Origin of the sequence: Porphyromonas sp. (assembly GCF_030529325.1) — a bacterium.
GTDB lineage: Bacteria > Bacteroidota > Bacteroidia > Bacteroidales > Porphyromonadaceae > Porphyromonas_A.
In genome coordinates, this window is record NZ_JAUMXC010000053.1 from 1 (window position 1) to 12,299 (window position 12,299).

The 12,299-nt window shown below is 42.4% G+C and carries 25 protein-coding genes; all 25 read right to left on the reverse strand.

The features are described from left to right. Nucleotides 1–277 precede the first annotated feature (277 nt). Nucleotides 278–745 (reverse strand): 50S ribosomal protein L17, encoded by a 468-nt coding sequence (gene rplQ, locus Q4A14_RS07605; RefSeq protein WP_303171156.1) that lies wholly within the window; start codon nt 743–745, stop codon nt 278–280. A 20-nt stretch (nt 746–765) separates the two neighbouring features. Then, nucleotides 766–1,758 carry a DNA-directed RNA polymerase subunit alpha gene (locus Q4A14_RS07610; protein WP_303171158.1) on the reverse strand — a complete coding sequence of 331 codons (993 nt, stop codon included), beginning with the start codon at nt 1,756–1,758 and terminating at the stop codon, nt 766–768. Nucleotides 1,759–1,768: 10 nt separating this feature from the next. Next, entirely contained in the window at nt 1,769–2,368 is a 600-nt protein-coding gene (gene rpsD / locus Q4A14_RS07615) for a 30S ribosomal protein S4 (RefSeq protein WP_303171160.1), read from the reverse strand. Nucleotides 2,369–2,515: 147 nt separating this feature from the next. Beyond that, nucleotides 2,516–2,902 carry a 30S ribosomal protein S11 gene (gene rpsK, locus Q4A14_RS07620; RefSeq protein ID WP_025839465.1) on the reverse strand — a complete coding sequence of 129 codons (387 nt, stop codon included), beginning with the start codon at nt 2,900–2,902 and terminating at the stop codon, nt 2,516–2,518. Between the two features lie 15 nt (nt 2,903–2,917). Then, nucleotides 2,918–3,298, reverse strand: coding sequence for a 30S ribosomal protein S13 (gene rpsM, locus Q4A14_RS07625; RefSeq protein ID WP_303171162.1), 381 nt, complete (start codon nt 3,296–3,298; stop codon nt 2,918–2,920). Between the two features lie 43 nt (nt 3,299–3,341). Next, entirely contained in the window at nt 3,342–3,458 is a 117-nt protein-coding gene (gene ykgO, locus Q4A14_RS07630) for a type B 50S ribosomal protein L36 (RefSeq protein ID WP_078735977.1), read from the reverse strand. A gap of 15 nt (nt 3,459–3,473) precedes the next feature. Further along, nucleotides 3,474–3,692 (reverse strand): translation initiation factor IF-1, encoded by a 219-nt coding sequence (infA, locus tag Q4A14_RS07635; protein ID WP_025839460.1) that lies wholly within the window; start codon nt 3,690–3,692, stop codon nt 3,474–3,476. A gap of 10 nt (nt 3,693–3,702) precedes the next feature. Beyond that, entirely contained in the window at nt 3,703–4,488 is a 786-nt protein-coding gene (gene map, locus Q4A14_RS07640) for a type I methionyl aminopeptidase (RefSeq protein ID WP_303171164.1), read from the reverse strand. 13 nt (nt 4,489–4,501) lie between these two features. Further along, nucleotides 4,502–5,830, reverse strand: coding sequence for a preprotein translocase subunit SecY (secY, locus tag Q4A14_RS07645; protein ID WP_303171166.1), 1,329 nt, complete (start codon nt 5,828–5,830; stop codon nt 4,502–4,504). A gap of 5 nt (nt 5,831–5,835) precedes the next feature. Continuing rightward, complete coding sequence (gene rplO / locus Q4A14_RS07650; protein WP_303171168.1) at nt 5,836–6,282, reverse strand: 50S ribosomal protein L15; 447 nt, start codon at nt 6,280–6,282, stop codon at nt 5,836–5,838. Between the two features lie 20 nt (nt 6,283–6,302). Further along, nucleotides 6,303–6,482 (reverse strand): 50S ribosomal protein L30, encoded by a 180-nt coding sequence (rpmD, locus tag Q4A14_RS07655; RefSeq protein WP_303171170.1) that lies wholly within the window; start codon nt 6,480–6,482, stop codon nt 6,303–6,305. A gap of 8 nt (nt 6,483–6,490) precedes the next feature. Then, complete coding sequence (gene rpsE, locus Q4A14_RS07660; protein ID WP_303171171.1) at nt 6,491–6,997, reverse strand: 30S ribosomal protein S5; 507 nt, start codon at nt 6,995–6,997, stop codon at nt 6,491–6,493. A 21-nt stretch (nt 6,998–7,018) separates the two neighbouring features. After that, nucleotides 7,019–7,363 (reverse strand): 50S ribosomal protein L18, encoded by a 345-nt coding sequence (gene rplR, locus Q4A14_RS07665; RefSeq protein WP_303171173.1) that lies wholly within the window; start codon nt 7,361–7,363, stop codon nt 7,019–7,021. Nucleotides 7,364–7,387: 24 nt separating this feature from the next. Beyond that, nucleotides 7,388–7,939, reverse strand: a complete 552-nt coding sequence (gene rplF, locus Q4A14_RS07670) for a 50S ribosomal protein L6 (protein ID WP_303171175.1) — start codon at nt 7,937–7,939, stop codon at nt 7,388–7,390. 18 nt (nt 7,940–7,957) lie between these two features. Beyond that, complete coding sequence (gene rpsH / locus Q4A14_RS07675) at nt 7,958–8,353, reverse strand: 30S ribosomal protein S8 (protein WP_303171177.1); 396 nt, start codon at nt 8,351–8,353, stop codon at nt 7,958–7,960. A 111-nt stretch (nt 8,354–8,464) separates the two neighbouring features. Then, nucleotides 8,465–8,734, reverse strand: a complete 270-nt coding sequence (gene rpsN, locus Q4A14_RS07680) for a 30S ribosomal protein S14 (protein ID WP_025839443.1) — start codon at nt 8,732–8,734, stop codon at nt 8,465–8,467. Between the two features lie 21 nt (nt 8,735–8,755). Then, nucleotides 8,756–9,304 (reverse strand): 50S ribosomal protein L5, encoded by a 549-nt coding sequence (gene rplE / locus Q4A14_RS07685; RefSeq protein WP_303171179.1) that lies wholly within the window; start codon nt 9,302–9,304, stop codon nt 8,756–8,758. A gap of 1 nt (nt 9,305) precedes the next feature. Beyond that, entirely contained in the window at nt 9,306–9,626 is a 321-nt protein-coding gene (gene rplX, locus Q4A14_RS07690; RefSeq protein ID WP_303171180.1) for a 50S ribosomal protein L24, read from the reverse strand. A gap of 25 nt (nt 9,627–9,651) precedes the next feature. Next, entirely contained in the window at nt 9,652–10,017 is a 366-nt protein-coding gene (gene rplN, locus Q4A14_RS07695; RefSeq protein ID WP_303171182.1) for a 50S ribosomal protein L14, read from the reverse strand. Between the two features lie 2 nt (nt 10,018–10,019). Continuing rightward, nucleotides 10,020–10,286, reverse strand: coding sequence for a 30S ribosomal protein S17 (gene rpsQ / locus Q4A14_RS07700; protein WP_303171188.1), 267 nt, complete (start codon nt 10,284–10,286; stop codon nt 10,020–10,022). A 3-nt stretch (nt 10,287–10,289) separates the two neighbouring features. Further along, on the reverse strand, nt 10,290–10,484 hold the full coding sequence (gene rpmC / locus Q4A14_RS07705) for a 50S ribosomal protein L29 (protein WP_303171184.1): 195 nt from the start codon (nt 10,482–10,484) through the stop codon (nt 10,290–10,292). 31 nt (nt 10,485–10,515) lie between these two features. Further along, entirely contained in the window at nt 10,516–10,935 is a 420-nt protein-coding gene (gene rplP, locus Q4A14_RS07710) for a 50S ribosomal protein L16 (RefSeq protein ID WP_025839431.1), read from the reverse strand. Nucleotides 10,936–10,967: 32 nt separating this feature from the next. Beyond that, nucleotides 10,968–11,705 (reverse strand): 30S ribosomal protein S3, encoded by a 738-nt coding sequence (rpsC, locus tag Q4A14_RS07715; protein WP_303171186.1) that lies wholly within the window; start codon nt 11,703–11,705, stop codon nt 10,968–10,970. Nucleotides 11,706–11,709: 4 nt separating this feature from the next. Further along, a complete protein-coding gene (gene rplV, locus Q4A14_RS07720; protein ID WP_303171187.1) occupies nt 11,710–12,114 on the reverse strand; it encodes a 50S ribosomal protein L22 in 405 nt (134 codons plus the stop codon). A 39-nt stretch (nt 12,115–12,153) separates the two neighbouring features. Beyond that, nucleotides 12,154–12,299: ribosomal protein S19 family protein (locus Q4A14_RS07725; protein WP_303171190.1), on the reverse strand; the 146-nt coding region annotated here is incomplete at its 5' end.

The window sequence follows — 12,299 nt, forward strand, 5'->3', positions numbered from 1 at the left end:
TTACCTCAAAGTTAAGGACTAATGGGGCTTACACACTTTTTTAGGACAGTATCAAGTTTTTTATCCCCGGGGTTACCTCGGGAATAAAAGGAACAACTAACCTTACACACTTTTTTGGACACTACCGCCTGATGGAACATTTGATTAGTTAGAAAAAGCTTTTGGATGCTTCAATATTCTCGTTGGATAAGAAGGATCAATCCCAAAATCAAACAACACCTCATCAAGGGAATTCCCTTGATGAGGTGTTGTTGACATATAATCTATGTTTATGCTATTATGCTTCTGCAGTAGCTTCAGCTGCTTCTTCAGTCTTTTTACGACGAGAACGACGAGTCTTTGGTGCTGCTGCCTTAGCCTCTACTGCCTTTTCCTTCTTGCGATCATCATTAAAGTCTACAAGTTCGATAAAGCACATCATGGCATTGTCACCTTGACGATGACCCATCTTGAGGATGCGAGTGTAGCCACCAGGACGATCTGCAATAGCCTTTGAGATATTTTGAAACAACTCTGTCACTGCATACTTATTCTGCAACTTAGAGAAGACCATACGACGTGAGTGAGTGGTATCTTCCTTTGCACGGTTGATGATCGGTTCAACGTACACTCTTAGAGCCTTTGCCTTTGCAAGCGTAGTAACGATTCTCTTGTGCATGATAAGAGAAGTTGCCATGTTTGAAAGCATTGCACTTCTGTGCGAAGCAGTACGACCGAGGTGATTGAATTTCTTATTGTGTCTCATTACTTAAATATTCGTCTAAATTATTCTTTGTCTAATTTGTACTTTGAGATATCAAGACCGAATGTCAAATTGAGTTGATCCAACAAGTCTTCTAGTTCATTGAGAGACTTCTTACCGAAGTTTCTAAACTTCAAGAGTTCGTTCTTGTTGTATCTCACAAGTTCTCCAAGAGTTTCGACATTAGCAGCCTTCAAGCAGTTGAGAGCTCGTACAGATAGATTAAGATCTGCGAGCTTAGACTTCAACAATTGACGCATGTGCAAGATGCTTTCGTCAAAGACTTCGTCTTCTGCCTGATTTTCCAATTCAATATCGATACTCTCATCAGAGAACAAACTGAAGTGATGAATAAGGATAGTTGCAGCTTCCTTCAAAGCATCCTTTGGAGAAATCGAACCATCAGTATCTACTTCAATTACCAAACGATCATAGTCAGTCTTCTGCTCCACACGTGTGTTGTCAACCTTATACTTGACATTGACAATAGGAGTATAGATAGCATCGATAGCGATCTGCTGAACATCATCAAAAGTTTCAGCGATCTCCTCTGCGGGAACATATCCACGCCCCTTATCAATGGTTAGTTGGATATTGAAAGAAGCTGACTTATCTAAATTACAAATTACGAGATCTTTATTCAGCACTTCAAAGTTGCTAAGCTGAGCAGAAATGTCCGATGCGGTGAACTGCTCTGTCTTGCCGACCTTGATGCTTACTCTCTCCTCTGTAGCATCCTCTATCACTTTCTTGAGGCGCACCTTCTTGAGATTGAGGATGATATTTGTGACATCTTCAATGACACCAGGAATAGTAGCAAACTCATGATCTACGCCGTCGATCTTGATAGAGTTGATGGCAAAACCCTCGAGAGACGAAAGCAGTATACGGCGCAGAGCATTACCGATAGTAATGCCATACCCTGGTTCCAATGGCTTGAACTCAAACTTCCCGTGAAAAGGAGTTGACTCGAGCATTAGGACACGTTCGGGTTTTTGAAATGCGATTAAAGCCATATCTCTATTTTTATTTTGAATACAATTCTACGATTAACTGCTCCTTGATGTTTTCAGGGATATCCGCTCTCTGAGGAACGTGTAGGAACTTACCACTCATGGTAGACTTATCCCACTCCAACCATGCATACTTCGCGTGCGCAGCAGCTGATACAGCATCAGAGATAACTTCAAGAGACTTTGAACGTTCTCTTACACCTACAACCTGACCTGGTTGTACAGAGAAGGAAGGAATGTTTACTACCTTTTCATCAACAACGATATGGCGGTGAGAAACAAGCTGACGCGCAGCATCACGAGTCTTAGCGATGCCCAAACGATACACCACGTTGTCAAGACGTTGTTCCAATAGTTGTATAAGCACCTCACCCTTGACCCCCTTCATGCGGGAAGCCTTTTCGAAGAGATTGCGGAACTGTCTTTCAAGTACACCGTAAGTATACTTAGCTTTTTGTTTTTCACGCAGCTGAATACCGTACTCAGAGGTCTTACGACGGTGCGAGTTACCGTGTTGTCCTGGAGGATAATTTTTCTTTGATTTAATTGTGCCGTAAATTGGTTCGCCGAACTTACGAGCAATCTTAGCTTTAGGGCCTGTATATCTTGCCATTTTAAAACGTTTTACATGAGATTATATATGTACAGCCGCGATTGTTTGAGAGGAATAAGCAATCCATAAATATTTTACATATATACCTCATTCATGAACTAATTGGTCTGATAAAATCTTTGTAGTTAACAGGAAGAGTGCGAAAGATTATACACGTCTCTTCTTAGGAGGACGGCAACCGTTGTGTGGCATTGGTGTAACGTCGATGATCTCCATCACTTCGATACCTGCGCCATGAATAGTACGGATTGCTGACTCACGACCATTACCTGGTCCCTTTACGAATACACGCACCTTACGAAGCCCTGCATCATATGCGACCTTAGCACAGTCTTGTGCAGCCATCTGAGCAGCATAAGGGGTGTTCTTCTTTGAGCTACGGAAGCCCATCTTACCCGCGCTTGATTGAGAGATTGCTTGTCCTTGAGCGTTGGTAAGAGTGATAATAATATTATTGAAAGATGAGTGAATATGCGCTTGTCCAATAGCTTCGACCTGCACCTTTCTTTTCTTTGCGACTGCCTTCTTTGCCATAATAATGTATTAAAATTACTTTGTAGCTTTCTTCTTATTCGCAACAGTTTTCTTGCGACCTTTACGTGTACGAGCATTGTTCTTTGTGCTCTGACCTCTCAATGGTAGACCGATACGATGACGAACACCACGATAGCATCCGATGTCCATCAATCGCTTGATATTCAACTGAACTTCAGCTCGAAGATCACCTTCAACCTTGAACTCAGAAGATATGATCTCTCTGATTGCAGCAGCTTGATCATCTGTCCAATCCTTAACCTTGATATCTCTATTGATACCAGCCTTGTCAAGAATAGTATTAGCGCTACTACGTCCGATCCCATAGATATAAGTCAAGGCGATCTCTCCTCTCTTGTTTTGTGGTAGGTCTACACCAACAATTCTTATAGCCATACTATAAATTTAATGTTTACAATTTGAAGTGCAAAAATACTAATTATTTTTGACGTTGTTTGTATTTGGGGTTCTTCTTGTTAATTATGTAAAGGCGCCCCTTTCTTCTTACGATCTTACAATCTGCCGTACGTGTCTTTAAAGATGTTCTTACTTTCATAATGGATATTGAGTATTATTTATATCTGAACGATATTCGGCCCTTGGTCAAGTCATACGGAGACATCTCAACCTTCACCCGATCTCCAGGTAAGATTCGGATATAGTGCATACGCATCTTACCGGATATATGTGCTGTTATGACATGTCCGTTATCAAGCTCTACTTTAAACATTGCATTTGAAAGAGCTTCAACGATAACGCCGTCTTGTTCAATAGCGGATTGTTTTGCCATTTATTGTTTACTAAAATTGATTTTTCCCTAAAACATCATACACAAAGTCAAAGGTTGACATGAGTCTCGCTTTCCCATTTACAACTGCGATACACAATTCAAAATGAGCCGATGGCTTACCATCTTTTGTCTGCACCGTCCAACCATCCTTTCCCATAGAAATATTCTTTGAGCCGAGATTGATCATTGGTTCTATACAGATACACAATCCATCCTGGATCAAAGACCCGGTTCCAGGTCTTCCATAGTTGGGAACCTGAGGATCTTCATGCATATCTCGCCCAATACCGTGCCCTACAAACTCCCTAACAACGGAAAAGCCCCTTGCCTCACAATACGTTTGGATGGCGTGTCCAACATCACCCAAACGACGTCCTGCTTGAACAGCACCTATACCCTCATATAAAGAATTATGTGTAGTATTAAGCAAATTTCGGACCTCTTCAGTCACCTCTCCCACAGGAAAAGTAAACGCAGAGTCTCCCGTAAAGCCATCTAACTTCGTACCGCAGTCTACAGATATAATGTCTCCGTCTTTCAAAATCACCTTATCTGAAGGAATGCCGTGCACAACCTGTTCGTTGACGGATGTACATAAAGAACCAGGGAACCCTTCATACCCCAAAAAGGCCGGTGTAGCGCCATAATCTCCGATAAAATCATGAGCGATACGATCCAATGCCTTTGTGGTTACTCCAGGTTTGATATGCTTAGCAACTTCTGCAAGTGTACGTCCGACAAGCTGATTTGCAGCATATAGTTTCTCTATCTCCTCCGCAGTTTTTAGAACAATCATGTGTTAGAAAAAATCAATATGCACCGCTTGAGCGTCCTTTTATACGACCAGTCTCAAGCAAACCATCATAGTGGTGCATGAGCAAGTGACTCTCTATTTGCTGAAGAGTATCTAAGACTACCCCAACGAGGATGATCAAAGATGTACCTCCAAAGAATTGAGCAAACTCAGGACTCACATTGAAGAGACGTGCAAATGCAGGGAGTATAGCGACAATAGCCAAGAAGATAGCTCCAGGCAATGTAATCTTACTCATCACATCATCAAGATATTCCTTTGTAGCTTTACCAGGCTTGATGCCGGGGATAAAGCCGTTGTTGCGCTTTAGGTCATCCGCCATTTGCCCTGGATTGATAGTAACAGCAGTATAGAAATACGTAAATACTATGATCAGGAATGCAAAAATAAGGTTGTACCAAAAGCCTGTACCTTGAATAAATCCCTGCCAGAAAGATGAAGGCTCAGAATTACCAAAAGTCATAAAGCTGAGAGGGATAAACATTATCGCCTGAGCAAAAATGATCGGCATTACGTTTGCTGCATTCACTTTCAATGGAATATACTGTCTTGCACCTCCGTACTGTCTGTTACCAACAATCTTCTTTGCATACTGAACAGGGACGCGTCTTGTTCCCTGAACAAGCAGAATAGCTCCAGCAATAACAGCCAAAAGAACTAGGATTTCAGCAATGAACAAGAACAACCCTCCAGATGTCGTAAATCTCAATGTAAACTCATTTACCAAAGCCTGTGGCAAACGAGCAATAATACCAACAAGGATGATAAATGAAACCCCGTTCCCAATACCCTTATCGGTAATACGCTCTCCTAACCAAAGGGTAAACATAGAACCCGCTGTAAGAATAAGCGTACAAGAGACTCTGAACCAAAGATCAGAAGACAAGGAAGATCCCGCACTGACAAGATTGTGTTGTAGGTTCACCAAGTATATTGGAGCCTGGAACAACAAAATAATTATTGTCAGATAGCGCGTCCACTGATTGATTTTTCGGCGACCACTCTCGCCCTCTCTTTGCATCTTCTGAAAAGATGGTACCACAATGGCCATCAACTGCATAACGATCGATGCAGAGATGTATGGCATAATTCCCAAGGCAAAAATGGAAGCATTAGAAAATGCTCCCCCTGAGAACATGTCCAACAAAGCCAAAAGACCTCCTCGGGTCTGATCCTGTAGAGCTGTTAAAGCTCCAGGATCAATCCCGGGTAGGACTATGAATGTACCAAGACGATAGAGGATGATCAAAAAGACAGTGGTGAGGATTCGTGTTTTAAGCTCCTCAATCTTCCAAATATTTTGAATCGTCTTAACCAGTTTCATTACTGTTACTGTACTATAGTAGTGTCTCCTCCTGCATTCCTAATCGCCTCTTCAGCCGACTTAGAAAAAGCATGCGCCTCAACAGCTACTTTTGAATTAAGTTCTCCGTTACCTAACACTTTGATACGCTCGTTCTTTTTAACCAGACCTGATGCGACGAAATCTGCGATTGTGATCTTGTCTGTAGGATTGATTTCGAGCATCCTTGCGATAGCATCGAGGTTGATAGGAGTGTACTCAACCCTATTAGGATTCTTGAATCCAAATTTTGGCAAGCGTCTCTGAAGAGGCATCTGTCCACCTTCAAAGCCAAACTTACGAGAATAACCAGATCTAGACTTTGCACCCTTATGACCACGAGTAGAAGTACCTCCAAGACCTGAACCCGGTCCACGGCCGATTCTCTTACGCGCTGTTGAGCCTTGTGCAGGTCTTAACGTTGATAAGTTCATGATAATCTATATTAATATTGTTATTCTTCTACGATCTCTATAAGGTGACGTACCTTACGGATATTTCCCAATACAGCATCATTAGCCTCAAGCTCTACTATCCTATGTAGCTTCTTCAAACCAAGGACATCAAGAGCTGCTTTCTGATCCTTTGGGCAGCGGATGCGGCTTCTAACCTGCTTTACTTTAATCTTTCCCATAGTTACTATCAACCTCTAAATACTTTTTCTACCGAGACACCTCTCACTTTTGCAACCTCTAATGGGCTTCTGAGTTCACAGAGAGCTGCAATAGTTGCTTTCACTAGATTGTGAGGATTTGATGATCCCTTACTCTTTGCAAGGACATCTGTGATTCCAACACTCTCAAGCACAGCACGCATCGCACCACCGGCTTTCACTCCGGTACCTTCTGAGGCAGGCTTGATCATTATTCGAGCACCACCAAAGCGCGCAGACTGTTCATGAGGGATTGTACCTTTGTGTACAGGTATTTGGAAGAGATTCTTCTTAGCAGCCTCTACACCTTTAGCAATAGCAGTAGTGACTTCGCCAGCCTTTCCAAGTCCCCAACCAATGATACCGTCTTCATTACCGACGACTACAATGGCAGCAAAAGTAAAGGTACGACCACCCTTTGTTACCTTGGTAACCCTGTTTATCGCAACCAACCTATCTTTTAATTCAAGGCCATTAGCAGACTTTACTCTATTCATTGTTCTACTATATTCTTAACGTTAAAATTTAAGACCTGCCTCACGAGCTGCGTCTGCGAGTTGCTTAACACGACCATGATAGAGGTAGCCATTACGGTCAAATACAACTTGTTCGACTCCTGCCGCAACAGCTTTGTGTGCAACAGCAGCACCTACCTTCGCAGCAATTTCACCTTTTGGAAGCTTATCTTCCATTCCTAGAGAACTTGCAGCCACGATAGTCTTACCATCGATATCATTGATGACCTGTGCATAGATCTGCTTGTTGCTTCTAAATACTGATAGACGTGGTCTGTCTGCAGTACCTAAAATATTTCTACGCACACGTCTCTTTATCTTAAGTCTTCTTTCTCTTTTAGTTATCATAATCAAAATAGATGTTTACGTAGATTACTTACCTGCAGTCTTACCAGATTTTCTACGGATATATTCACCTTCAAAGCGAATACCCTTACCCTTATAAGGCTCTGGCTTACGGAACGAACGAATCTTAGCACACACCTGTCCCAAAAGCTGCTTATCAGCAGACTCCAAGATAATAATAGGTGCCTTGTTACGCTCCATTTTAGTTTCTACCTTCACTTCTTCAGGTAACTGTAGATATATAGGGTGTGTGAATCCGAGCGAGAGTTCAAGGATCTGACCATTGTTCGCTGCTCTATAACCGACACCGATAAGTTCAAGTGTTTTCTTGTAGCCTTCAGAAACCCCAACGACCATATTGTTCACCAATGATCGATAAAGTCCATGAAGAGCCCTCTCCTCACGAGTTTCTTGCTGACGCGACACATGGACTTCTCCATCTTTGGCATCAACAACAATGCGAGGATCAACATATTGGGTTAGTGTACCCTTTGGACCTTTGACTGTTACAACATTATCATTAATAGAAACATTGACACCGCTTGGGACCGATATTGGTAGTTTACCTATCCTAGACATAATATCTCCTTTCTATTTTTAATATACGTAACACAATACCTCGCCACCAATCTTCAAGTCGAGAGCCTCCTTGTTGGTCATGACTCCTCTAGAGGTAGACAAGATAGCGATACCCAAACCATTCAATACACGTGGCATATCTTTGTAGCCTACGTACTTTCTCAAACCCGGTTTTGATACACGTTTGAGTGCCTTTATAGCATTCTTCTTAGATACGACATCGTACTTTAGAGCGACCTTAATCGTACCTTGTGGACCTTCCTCAACGAACTTGTAGTTGAGGATGTACCCCTTTTCAAACAGGATCTTTGTCATCTCCTTCTTGATGTTTGAAGCAGGTATCTCCACTACGCGGTGCTTCGCCATGATTGCATTGCGCAACCGCGTCAAATAATCTGCAATTGGATCTGTCATTTTTTAGAATTAAATTGATCCGAACTCTCGGACAATATTTAACAAAATATACTCTGGTGAGAATTCCGATAGAGAATCCCACCTTGACTAGTGTACAAAGATATAATAAATTTACCAACTAGCCTTCTTAACACCAGGGATAAGCCCTTGAGCGGCCATTTCTCTCAATTGGATACGAGAAATTCCGAACAATCTGATATAACCCTTTGGACGGCCGGTAATCTTACATCTATTGTGAAGACGGACAGGAGAAGCATTCTTAGGAAGAGCTTGAAGCGCCTCATAATTACCCTCAGCCTTAAGTCTCGCACGTTTTTCTGCATACTTTGCAACCAGCTTGGCTCTCTTAACTTCACGAGCCTTCATTGATTCTTTTGCCATGCTCTACTATATCTTTTAGTATTATTTATCTTTCTTAAAAGGTAAGCCAAATCTCTTGAGTAGAGCAAAACCCTCCTCATCAGTCTGAGCACTAGTTACAAAAGTGATATTCATACCCATAATCTTAGTAATGGAGTCAAGATTAATTTCTGGGAAAATGATCTGCTCTGTAATACCAAGAGTATAATTACCACGACCATCAAGACGACCTTCAATACCCTTAAAGTCTCGAATACGAGGAAGCGCAATACGAATAAGTCGTTCAAGGAACTCATACATCTGCTCTCTTCTCAACGTAACCATGACTCCGATAGGCATTTTCTTTCTCAACTTAAAGTTAGAGATATCCTTTCTTGAAAGTGTTACAACAGGCTTTTGTCCTGTAATAGCTGCAAGTTCAGAAACTGCAACATCTATTAGCTTTTTATCCGCTACTGCAGCTCCGAGACCCTGATTTATGACAATCTTCTTCAATACGGGAACCTGCATCACAGAGGTGTATCCAAATTCCTTGATCAACTCAGGAACGATTCGTTCTGAATATTCTTTCTTTAGATTAGCTGTTGACATATTACTTCAATACCTCCCCTGATTTTTTTGCGATACGTACAAGCCTACCATTGTCATCTCTTTTGCGTCCGATGCGAGTAGGCTTTCCACTCTTAGGATCAACCGGATTAAGGTTGGAGATATGGATACCAGCCTCCACCTTGATCAGACCACCTTGAGGATGCTTTGCAGATGGTTTTGCTCTCTTAGTAACAAAGTTCAAGCCCTCTACGATAGCTCTCTCCTTCTGGATGTCAACCATCAACACGCGACCCGTCTTTCCCTTTTCATTACCGGCATTCACGTATACCGTGTCACCTTTCTTTATATGAAACTTTCTCATTACAATTCCGTCTAAAATATTACTATTAAAGGACCTCAGGTGCGAGTGAGACAATCTTCATATTGGCAGCTCTAAGCTCTCTGGCAACTGGGCCAAAGATACGGCTTGCTCTCATATCGCCAGCATTGTTTAGGAGCACACAAGCATTATCATCAAAACGGATATAAGAACCGTCAGGACGACGGATTTCTTTCTTTGTTCTGACAATGATAGCCTTTGTCACGGTACCCTTCTTCACATCACTTGATGGAATCACACTCTTAATAGAAACGACGATAAGATCGCCTATTGAGGCATATCTTCTTCTTGTCCCACCGAGAACCCTGATGCAAAGAGCTTCCTTTGCACCACTGTTATCAGCCACGACCAATCTTGATTCTTGCTGTATCATAATTACTTAGCCCTTTCAATGATTTGTAATAGTCTCCAACGCTTCATACGACTCAAAGGACGAGTCTCCATGATACGGACGGTATCACCGATATTGCACTCGTTCTTCTCATCATGAGCGTAGTACTTCTTTGTCTTGTTTACAAACTTACCATATATAGGGTGTTTCTCTTTCCAACGAACAGCAACAGTTATGGTTTTGTCCATCTTATTGCTCGAGACAACGCCCTGTCTTACTTTTCTCAAATTTCTTTCCATTTCAGAGCGGATAAATTATTGGTTATTATTCTTCTCACGAAGTACTGTATTGAGACGAGCAATAAGTCGACGCTGACGGGTAAGCTCAGAAGGCTTATCCAGTGGAGTCACACTATGATTCATTTTCATCTTCTCGTACTTCATTGTCTCTGATGAGAGACGCTCCTGCAACTCTTGCACGCTAAGCTCTCTTATTTCGCTATTCTTCATAACTCTCTACTAATTGTCTTTACGTTCGTGATTAAAATTCATAGTCACGTCTTACGACGAACTTAGTTGTTACAGGGAGCTTTTGTGCTGCAAGACGAAGAGCCTCCTTCGCGATCTCATAAGAAACGCCCTCAACTTCAAAGAGCATACGACCTGGGGTAACAGGAGCCACAAATCCTTCTGGAGATCCCTTACCCTTACCCATACGCACCTCTGCAGGCTTCTTCGTGATAGGTTTATCTGGAAAAATACGTACCCAGACCTGACCCTGACGTTGCATATATCTTGTCACAGCAATACGAGCTGCTTCTATCTGGCGTCCAGTAATCCACTTGCTTTGAAGTGCCTTGATACCAAAAGAACCAAATGATAGTTGATTACCTCGGTTAGCAAAGCCTTTCATGCGGCCTTTCTGCTGCCTTCTAAATTTCGTTTTCTTTGGTTGTAACATAATCTTACTTTTCTAAGCTGATTATTGGACTTTTAGCGATTTGACCTTCTACTACGTCTATCACGACCTTCACGTCCACCACGTGCACCTTCTCGCTTTCCAAAGTCCTTAGATTGAGTAAAGTTAGGAGCCAAGTCCTTCTTGCCGTACACTTCACCCTTGCAGATCCAGACCTTGATACCGATAAGCCCCACCTTTGTAAGTGCAGCCTCTGTAGCGTAGTCAATCTCTGCTCTAAAGGTATGAAGAGGTGTACGACCTTCCTTAAACATCTCCGAACGTGCCATTTCAGCACCATTGAGACGCCCGGAAACAAGGATCTTGATACCCTCTGCACCAGAACGCATTGCAGAAGAGATAGCCATCTTTACGGCTCTACGATATGCCATACGGCCTTCGAGCTGACGAGCGATTGTACTCGCTACGATAGATGCATCCACCTCAGGACGCTTGATCTCAAAGATATTGATCTGAACATCCTTGTCTGTAATCTTCTTAAGCTCTTCCTTCAACAAATCCACTGCAGCACCACCCTTACCGATGACAGCACCAGGACGTGAAGTACAAATAGTGATAGTAATGAGCTTAAGTGTTCTCTCTATGACAATGCGAGAAACACTTGCATTAGAGAGACGAGCACCCAGATACTTGCGTATCTTACTGTCCTCAAGCAGGGTATCAGCAAAATCGGCCTTCTTTCCAAACCAATTAGAGTCCCATCCACGGATGATCCCTAAACGATTGCTTATTGGATTAGTCTTCTGTCCCATCTAATTAATTTTGATTTGAGTTAAGTGTATCAACAAACAATGTCACGTGGTTTGATCTCTTACGAATACGAGCACCACGACCTTGTGCACGTGGGCGCATTCTCTTAAGAGTCACACCTTCATCTACAAAGATCTTTGTAACGAAGAGTTCTCCGGCTTCAGCCTTGCGAGCATTCTTCTGCTCCCAGTTTGCGATAGCCGAACGCAATAACTTCTCCACACGAGCAGCTGCGATTTTGCTTGAAAACTTAAGCACACCCAACGCTCGGTTAACTTCCATTCCTCTAACCATATCCGCAACCAATCTCATCTTACGAGGAGAAGAAGGGACATTAGATAGCTTAGCAAAGTATATAGTCTTGTTTGCCTCCTTACGTGCGTCAGCTGACAATCTTTTTCTTTGACCCATATTATTTCTTCTTTTTTAATAATGGTTAGTCCCCGACACTTACTTCTTACGGTTACCACTATGGCCTCGGAAGGTACGTGTTGGAGCAAACTCGCCTAACTTGTGCCCTACCATATTTTCAGTAACAAACACGGGGATAAACTTATTTCCGTTGTGAACGGCGATCGTATGACCAACGAAGTCTG

Excerpts from the sequence above, each read along its gene's own strand:
- rplQ (WP_303171156.1), bottom strand. The coding sequence starts at position 745 with ATGAGACACAATAAGAAATTCAATCACCTCGGTCGTACTGCTTCGCAC.
- Q4A14_RS07610 (WP_303171158.1), bottom strand. The coding sequence starts at position 1,758 with ATGGCTTTAATCGCATTTCAAAAACCCGAACGTGTCCTAATGCTCGAG.
- rpsD (WP_303171160.1), bottom strand. The coding sequence starts at position 2,368 with ATGGCAAGATATACAGGCCCTAAAGCTAAGATTGCTCGTAAGTTCGGC.
- rpsK (WP_025839465.1), bottom strand. The coding sequence starts at position 2,902 with ATGGCAAAGAAGGCAGTCGCAAAGAAAAGAAAGGTGCAGGTCGAAGCT.
- rpsM (WP_303171162.1), bottom strand. The coding sequence starts at position 3,298 with ATGGCTATAAGAATTGTTGGTGTAGACCTACCACAAAACAAGAGAGGA.
- ykgO (WP_078735977.1), bottom strand. The coding sequence starts at position 3,458 with ATGAAAGTAAGAACATCTTTAAAGACACGTACGGCAGATTGTAAGATC.
- infA (WP_025839460.1), bottom strand. The coding sequence starts at position 3,692 with ATGGCAAAACAATCCGCTATTGAACAAGACGGCGTTATCGTTGAAGCT.
- map (WP_303171164.1), bottom strand. The coding sequence starts at position 4,488 with ATGATTGTTCTAAAAACTGCGGAGGAGATAGAGAAACTATATGCTGCA.
- secY (WP_303171166.1), bottom strand. The coding sequence starts at position 5,830 with ATGAAACTGGTTAAGACGATTCAAAATATTTGGAAGATTGAGGAGCTT.
- rplO (WP_303171168.1), bottom strand. The coding sequence starts at position 6,282 with ATGAACTTATCAACGTTAAGACCTGCACAAGGCTCAACAGCGCGTAAG.
- rpmD (WP_303171170.1), bottom strand. The coding sequence starts at position 6,482 with ATGGGAAAGATTAAAGTAAAGCAGGTTAGAAGCCGCATCCGCTGCCCA.
- rpsE (WP_303171171.1), bottom strand. The coding sequence starts at position 6,997 with ATGAATAGAGTAAAGTCTGCTAATGGCCTTGAATTAAAAGATAGGTTG.
- rplR (WP_303171173.1), bottom strand. The coding sequence starts at position 7,363 with ATGATAACTAAAAGAGAAAGAAGACTTAAGATAAAGAGACGTGTGCGT.
- rplF (WP_303171175.1), bottom strand. The coding sequence starts at position 7,939 with ATGTCTAGGATAGGTAAACTACCAATATCGGTCCCAAGCGGTGTCAAT.
- rpsH (WP_303171177.1), bottom strand. The coding sequence starts at position 8,353 with ATGACAGATCCAATTGCAGATTATTTGACGCGGTTGCGCAATGCAATC.
- rpsN (WP_025839443.1), bottom strand. The coding sequence starts at position 8,734 with ATGGCAAAAGAATCAATGAAGGCTCGTGAAGTTAAGAGAGCCAAGCTG.
- rplE (WP_303171179.1), bottom strand. The coding sequence starts at position 9,304 with ATGTCAACAGCTAATCTAAAGAAAGAATATTCAGAACGAATCGTTCCT.
- rplX (WP_303171180.1), bottom strand. The coding sequence starts at position 9,626 with ATGAGAAAGTTTCATATAAAGAAAGGTGACACGGTATACGTGAATGCC.
- rplN (WP_303171182.1), bottom strand. The coding sequence starts at position 10,017 with ATGATACAGCAAGAATCAAGATTGGTCGTGGCTGATAACAGTGGTGCA.
- rpmC (WP_303171184.1), bottom strand. The coding sequence starts at position 10,484 with ATGAAGAATAGCGAAATAAGAGAGCTTAGCGTGCAAGAGTTGCAGGAG.
- rplP (WP_025839431.1), bottom strand. The coding sequence starts at position 10,935 with ATGTTACAACCAAAGAAAACGAAATTTAGAAGGCAGCAGAAAGGCCGC.
- rpsC (WP_303171186.1), bottom strand. The coding sequence starts at position 11,705 with ATGGGACAGAAGACTAATCCAATAAGCAATCGTTTAGGGATCATCCGT.
- rplV (WP_303171187.1), bottom strand. The coding sequence starts at position 12,114 with ATGGGTCAAAGAAAAAGATTGTCAGCTGACGCACGTAAGGAGGCAAAC.